The sequence below is a fragment of the Kitasatospora sp. DSM 101779 genome (genome assembly GCF_025655475.1).
In the GTDB taxonomy this organism is placed as follows: Bacteria; Actinomycetota; Actinomycetes; order Streptomycetales; family Streptomycetaceae; genus Kitasatospora.
Map to the genome: position 1 here is coordinate 7,269,831 of NZ_JAHTIK010000001.1, position 6,131 is coordinate 7,275,961.

The following is a 6,131-nucleotide window of genomic DNA, read 5'->3' on the forward strand; positions in this document are numbered from 1 at the left end:
ATGCCCGGTGGCGGCCGGCCCGCGCCTGCGCGCAGGCCGGCCGCCCGAGGACGTCCGGGACTGCGGGCGGCGGCACGCCTGGGAGCCCGCGTAGTGGGGGCTGCTCGCCGACGCGGCCGGCCAGGTCGGGCGGGAGCGCACTGCCCGCTGGTGTCACTGGTGCCCGTGGGGAGGCGGAGCGCGGCGGCGTTCGGGCCGAACTGGCGCTCGCCGAGGCGGACACCGGGTGGCGGAAGGCGCCGTTCGGCGGTGACGGCGGCATGCGCCTGCTGTGGGACATCGTGCTGCGCACGGCGAGCGGCGAGCCCAACGTGGCCGTTGCGGCGCTCCGGGTGGAGGACGAACCGTTCCTCGCGCCCGGCGGATCGGCCGTTGTCGGGCTGGCGCCTCTCACCCCCGAGCTCTGGCAGGGGGTTGCGGTCGGCGGCCGTCTCACCATGGACGAGCACGCCCTCCCCGGAGGCAGCGCGACGGTGCTCGGGATCGTTCCGCCGTTCCGCGCCCGAGACGTCCGGCCGAGCGGTTCGTCGGCGACCGGCCGGCCCGGTCCCGTCCGTGCGCGGTTCCGTGCGGAAGCGGTGATCTTCCCGTGCTGGAATGCGGCCGGCGCGGGGTGTGGGATGTGCGCCGTGGCGGCAACCGGCCGTCCGCGGTGCGCGTCCTTGCGGGCGGTGGCGTTCGGCGGGTTCCGGCGGGCGCCGCGGGCCGGCGCCGTCCCGGTGGCCGGACCGACCGAACGAAAGGCCCTGCCGTGGACACTCGCCGTCGAGCTCTCGCCGTTCTGCTCGCCCTCGCCTCCCCGTTGCTGCTGGCCGGGTGCACCGGCGACGGCACCGACACGGCCGGGGACGCGGTCGGCACCACCGCGGTCTCCGCCGCCCCCTCGACCGGGGCCCCGGCCTCCGCGTCCGCCGCCGCCTCGACCGGGCACACCGCCGGCACGGGCGGGTCGGCCGCGCCCTCGGCCAAGACCTCGGCGAAGTCCACCCCGACGGCCACCCCCGGCGGGGGCGGGGGAGAGGTGGAGCACTGCGTCAACCCGATGCTGAGCGTGAGCGCGTCGACCGCCGACGGTGCCGCGGGCACCATGGTCCAGCGCTTCGTGCTCACCAACGTGTCCTCGGCGCCCTGCTCGCTGACGGGCCGTCCCACCCTCGCCCCGTACGCGCCCCCCGGCTCGCCGGCGCTGTCGGTGGCCGTGGGCGCGATCCCGGCCGGCTTCGGCGGGCTCGGCGGAAGCGGCGGCACCCTGGTGCTCGCCCCGGGCGGAACCGCCGCGTTCTTCCTGAAGTGGAGCAACGTCCCGACCGGTGACGCGCCCTGTCCCAAGGCGGCCGGCTTCGCCTTCCGCGCGCCGCTGGACCCGCTGGCGGACGCCGACAAGAAGGTGCCGTTCGCCTTCCAGCCGTGCGGCGGGGCCGTCCAGGTCTCGCAGGTGCTGCCGGCCTCCGTCACCTCCTGACGGCCGCGGGCCCCCTCGCCCGTCGGCGGCGGGGCCTGCCGCCGGGTGCCCGGTGTGCCCCGGCACGTCCGGGCGCTGCGGCGCGGCATGACGGCTCCCGAGGTGCGCGGACACGGACGGCGGACGGCCCCGAGGCGAAGCCGGTCGAACAGGTGTGGACCACCGTGGCAGCGGGGGCGGAGCCGGTCAAGACGTACCACCGCGTAGCCTGCATCACATCGGGGGCCGATCGGTGCATGCTCAAGAACGTCTGCCCGGAACTTTTCTGACGGCCCGTCGCATGCCGACGACCCCGGGCCCGCAAGGGCGGCGGCCGGGTCGCCGATCGCTGCGGAGTGCGTCGGGCCGGTCACGCGGGGCAACGATTCGGTAACCGCGCTGGAGTCCGCGGTCGGCACTGGTCGAGACTTTCGCCCATTCGCCCGGCCGTCCCTGCACGTTTTGCCGCCCTCCTCGACCAGGAATGCGCGCGGCCGACCGTTCTCGGACACCCCGCCGACACCCTGCGGGACTCCCGGGCACCGCCATGTCCCCGGCCCTGCCGCCCGTGCGGCACCTCTCGAAGGCGGTCCCTCCATGGAACGACGTCTGCCGCGCCTCTTAGCCGCGGCGCTGGCCTGCTCCCTGATGCTCACCGCCTGTTCGGCCTCGGGTTTCGGATCCGGTTCGGCGGTCACCATCCGCCTGGTCGCCGCCGACTACGGCGACCGGGAGTCGAACAGTTCCAGGCAGTACTGGGACGCGGTCGCCGCGGCCTTCACCGCCGCGAATCCCGGAATCCGGGTCGACGTCCGGGTGGTGAACTGGAACGACATCGACAAGCAGGTGAAGGAGATGATCGGCAGCGGCGACGTCCCCGATGTGCTGCAGACCGGTGGATACGCCGACAAGGTCGCCGGCGATCTGCTCTACAAGGCCTCCGACGTCCTGTCGATCGGCACCCAGGCGAATTTCCTGGACAGTTTCGCCAAGGCCGGTCAGGTCGAGGGAATCCAGTACGGCATCCCGTTCGTCTCCTCGGCGCGCGCCTTCTTCTACAACAAGGCGATCTTCCGCCGGGCCGGCATCGCCGAGCCCCCGACCACCTGGGACGAACTGCGCAGGGACGCCCAGCGCATCAAGGAGAAGGTGCCCGGCACCGTCCCGTACGCGCTGCCGCTCGGCCCGGAGGAGGCCCAGGCCGAGACGCTGATCTGGGAACTCGGGAACGACGGCGGATTCACGGACCGGTCGGGCCGCTACGCGCTGGACAGCCCGCAGAACGTCGAGACCTTCGGCTGGCTGAGGAGCAATCTGGTCACCCCCGGCCTCACCTATCCGGACCCGGCCCGCACCGACCGCCGGACGGCCTTCGCGGACTTCGCGGCCGGAAAGGCGGCGATGCTCAACGGCCACCCGTCGCTCATCAAGCTCTCCGTGGCCGGCGGGATCGACTACGGAGTCGTCCCGATCCCCGGCCGGGTCGGCCCGCTGAAGTCCACGCTCGGCGTCGCGGACTGGATGATGGCGTTCAAGAAGTGGGGCCACCGCAAGGAGATCAAGACGTTCCTCGACTTCGTGTACACCGGCGAGAACACGCTGAGGTTCGACGAGACGTACAACCTGATGCCCGTCACCCACGACACGCTGCTGGAGATGACCGCGAGCGGCCGGCACCGGGACCTCGAACCGTTCCTCGCCCTGCTCCCGCAGGCCACCTTCTACCCGCTGGGGGACACCGGGTGGGACGCGATCTCCGCCGAGATCAAGAAGAGCGCCGGAACGGCCGTCCGCAGACCCGAGGACACCCTGGGCGCCCTGCAGAGGCAGGCCCTGGCGACCGGGCCGCACTGATCTCCCGGGCGGTGGCCGGGCCGCGGACGGGGGAGGCCGCCCGGCCCGGGGTGCGTTCCCCGGGGCGGGCGGCGTCGAACGGCGCTCCGGACGATCGTCCTCAGACGAGCTCGATCTCCTCGAACACGTCGTTGTCCGTCGCCGCGCCGGACAGCCAGGCGGTCACGTAGGCCGTGCCCGGCTGGAAGGCCGAGACGCCCACCACGTAGGGGGCCGCGGCGAGGCGGACCACCACGTCCTGCGGCTCGCCGGTGCAGGTCACCATCGGCAGCTGCGGACCGGCGGCGTCCATCGAGCCGGTCACACCCTGTATCGCGCGCACCAGCACGGCGCGGACGTCGCCGGCGGGGCAGGAGACCGCGACGGTGACGTCGACGGCGGCGCCGTCGTCGACGATCTGGCCGCCCTCGATGCGGATGCTGCCCTCCCCGAGGGCGGATGCCTGGGGAGCGGCGGCGGCGAGCGCACCGGTGGCGAGGAGTGCCGCGAGGGCGGCCGTACGGAGGGTCCGGGTCACGGACATGGGTGGATCCCTTTCATGATCGCGGAGATGGCCGCTCCGGGGAGGGGCGACCCGCCGACCACCCTGGTTCGCACTCCGACCAGTGGCAACTCATGGCGTGCGAGAGGTCACCCAAGGTGACGCTCCGGGGTGCCGCTCGGCGGAATCCACCCGCCCCCCCCCCGGCATCTGCATTGCAAGACTGTTGAAACATTGGCGAAACTTGCTGAAAACGTTGCCATCCCCCGGAGGCGTTGCTAGCTTCTGCGCACGCCGGCTCTCGGCGGACCCCACCCCCACCGACCTGGAGCACCGCCGTGCGCAGACATCTCGCACTCCTCGCCGCCACGATCTGCCTGTCCCTCAGCCTGACCGCCTGCGGCTCGGGTTCGGCCCTTGGCTCCGGCGGGACCCCGAACGGGACGCTGGTGATCTGGGCCGACGAGAAGCGCGCCGAGGCGCTCAGACCGTTCGCGGACGCCTTCGCAGCGAAGCACGGCGCCAAGGCCGAGATCGTCGCCGTGACGGAGAACCAGCAGGACACCTTCATCAGGGCCTCCCGGGCGGGCACGGGCCCGGACGTCATGGTGGGCGCCCACGACTGGATCGGGAACCTCGTCCTGAACGGGTTCATCGACCCCATCCTGGTGCTCGACAACAAGATGGAGGACTACGTCGACGTCGCCCGTAGGGCGGTGATGTACAACGGAGAGTTCTACGGCATCCCCTACGCGGTGGAGAGCCTGGTGCTGTTCCGTAACACCGAACTCGTCCCCGAGGCTCCCGCGACCTTCGACGACCTGGTGGCCACCGGGGAAGAGCTCCGGAAGGCCGGCAAGGTGTCCCAGGCGGTCGGATACACCGTCAGCCAGTCGGACGGGAAGTCCGGCGACACGTACCACATGTACCCGCTGTTCAGCTCCGCCGGCGGCTACCTGTTCGGTGACGACGGCCGGGGCAACCCCAACCCGTCCGACCTCGGGGTCGGACACCCGTCCTCGGTCGCGGCCATGGAGAAGATCGCGTCGCTGGGGGAGAAGGGGAAGGGCGTCCTGCGCCGTTCCTACACCTCCGACAGCGCCGCGGCCGCCTTCACCTCGGGGAAGACCCCCTTCCTGGTGTCCGGCCCGTGGCGGCTCGCGGACGTGCGGGCCGCCGGGACGAAGTACGCGATATCCCCGGTGCCCGGCTTCGCGGGTCAGGAACCCGCCCGCTCCTTCGTCGGCGTGCAGTCCTTCTTCGTCGCCAGCAAGGGCGCGCACAAGGAGCTCGCCCAGAAGTTCGTCCTCTCGACGCTCGGCTCCGTCGAACTCGCCGACGCCCTGTACAAGGCCGAGCCCCGGATGCCGGCCCTGAAGGAGGCCCTCGCCCACGCCCGGGCCGCCGACCCCGACCTCGCCGCGTTCGAACAGGCTGCGAAGACCGGCGTACCGCTGCCGTCGCTCCCTCAGATGGGCGCCGTCTGGGGACCGTTCAACGCCCTGGTCTACTCGGCGGTCAAGGGCGATCCGGTGGCGCCGGCGGTCGCCAAGGCCGACCAGGCCATCAGGGCCCAGCTCCCCAAGTGACGAACGGCCCGGGCGCCCGGCGTCACACCGCGCCGGGCGCCCCTGCGGGGCCGGTCGGGGAGTCCTAGCCTGGGCATGTCGGGCCGCGGCCCGCCCCGGACCGCAGGCCACGGCTCCGGGCGCAGCGGCCACCGGGGACACCGATCAGGGACAGCGGGGTGCCGATGAGCCGGACGCGCGAACTGCTCGACCGGCTCCGCGCCCGCGACCCCGGCCTGGAGATCCTCCACCGCGCCGTCCGGGTCACCCTGGTCGCCTGCATCGGCTTCTACGCCTTCCGGTACGGCTTCGACCGGCCGACCGCCGCGACCTACGCCCTGTTCGGGGCGATCTCCCTCGGCCTGCTCTCCCGGATCGGCGGCGGCTCCCGAGCCCGGGCCCGCACCCTGCTGCTCACCCTGCCCGCGGCCTACCTGCTGATCACCCTCGGCACGCTGCTCGCCGTGCGCTCGTGGGCGGCCGCCCTCGGCATGCTGGGCATCGGGTTCGCCGTCGCCTACAGCTCGGTCGGCGGGCCCCGGCTGGTCGGCCTCGCCAACGGCCTGCAACTCCTCTACATCCTTCCGTGCTTCCCGCCGTACCGGCCGGAGGACCTGTCGCTGCGGCTGCTCGGCGTCACCGTCGGGATCGTGCTGCTCGCCGCCGCCGAACTGCTGCTGTGGCCCGTGCCGCCGCCCGTCGACTACCGCGACCGGCTGGCGCGGGCCGCCGCCGCGGTCGCCGACCTCGCCGACCGCACCGCGGCCGCGGTCGAGGCGCCCCCCGG

4 protein-coding genes and 1 pseudogene are annotated in these 6,131 nt (G+C 73.2%); 4 read left to right on the forward strand and 1 reads right to left on the reverse strand.

From position 1 onward, the window contains the following. Positions 1–751: 751 nt before the first annotated feature. Both KSNIM_RS32985 and KSNIM_RS32990 read left to right on the forward strand, forming a co-directional pair. On the forward strand, positions 752–1,462 hold the full coding sequence (locus KSNIM_RS32985; protein ID WP_263106814.1) for a DUF4232 domain-containing protein: 711 nt from the start codon (positions 752–754) through the stop codon (positions 1,460–1,462). Positions 1,463–2,038: 576 nt separating this feature from the next. Then, complete coding sequence (locus KSNIM_RS32990; protein ID WP_263106815.1) at positions 2,039–3,295, forward strand: extracellular solute-binding protein; 1,257 nt, start codon at positions 2,039–2,041, stop codon at positions 3,293–3,295. A 100-nt stretch (positions 3,296–3,395) separates the two neighbouring features. Here KSNIM_RS32990 and KSNIM_RS32995 read toward each other — a convergent pair whose 3' ends face one another. Then, positions 3,396–3,818: a hypothetical protein gene (locus KSNIM_RS32995; RefSeq protein WP_263106816.1), complete on the reverse strand. Its 423-nt coding sequence runs from the start codon at positions 3,816–3,818 to the stop codon at positions 3,396–3,398. Positions 3,819–4,114: 296 nt separating this feature from the next. Between KSNIM_RS32995 and KSNIM_RS33000 the strand changes: the two genes are divergently transcribed. Together KSNIM_RS33000 and KSNIM_RS33005 are read left to right on the forward strand one after the other, a co-directional pair. Beyond that, the gene (locus tag KSNIM_RS33000) at positions 4,115–5,365 is read left to right on the forward strand and encodes a maltose ABC transporter substrate-binding protein (RefSeq protein ID WP_263106817.1); all 1,251 of its coding nucleotides are present in this window, start codon (positions 4,115–4,117) and stop codon (positions 5,363–5,365) included. Between the two features lie 164 nt (positions 5,366–5,529). Then, positions 5,530–6,131 (forward strand): annotated as a pseudogene (locus KSNIM_RS33005) (hypothetical protein); the annotation flags it as partial.

Bases quoted from the DNA above. Each gene is read 5' to 3' on its own strand.
- KSNIM_RS32990 (WP_263106815.1), top strand. From the start codon at position 2,039: ATGGAACGACGTCTGCCGCGCCTCTTAGCCGCGGCGCTGGCCTGCTCC.
- KSNIM_RS32995 (WP_263106816.1), bottom strand. From the start codon at position 3,818: ATGTCCGTGACCCGGACCCTCCGTACGGCCGCCCTCGCGGCACTCCTC.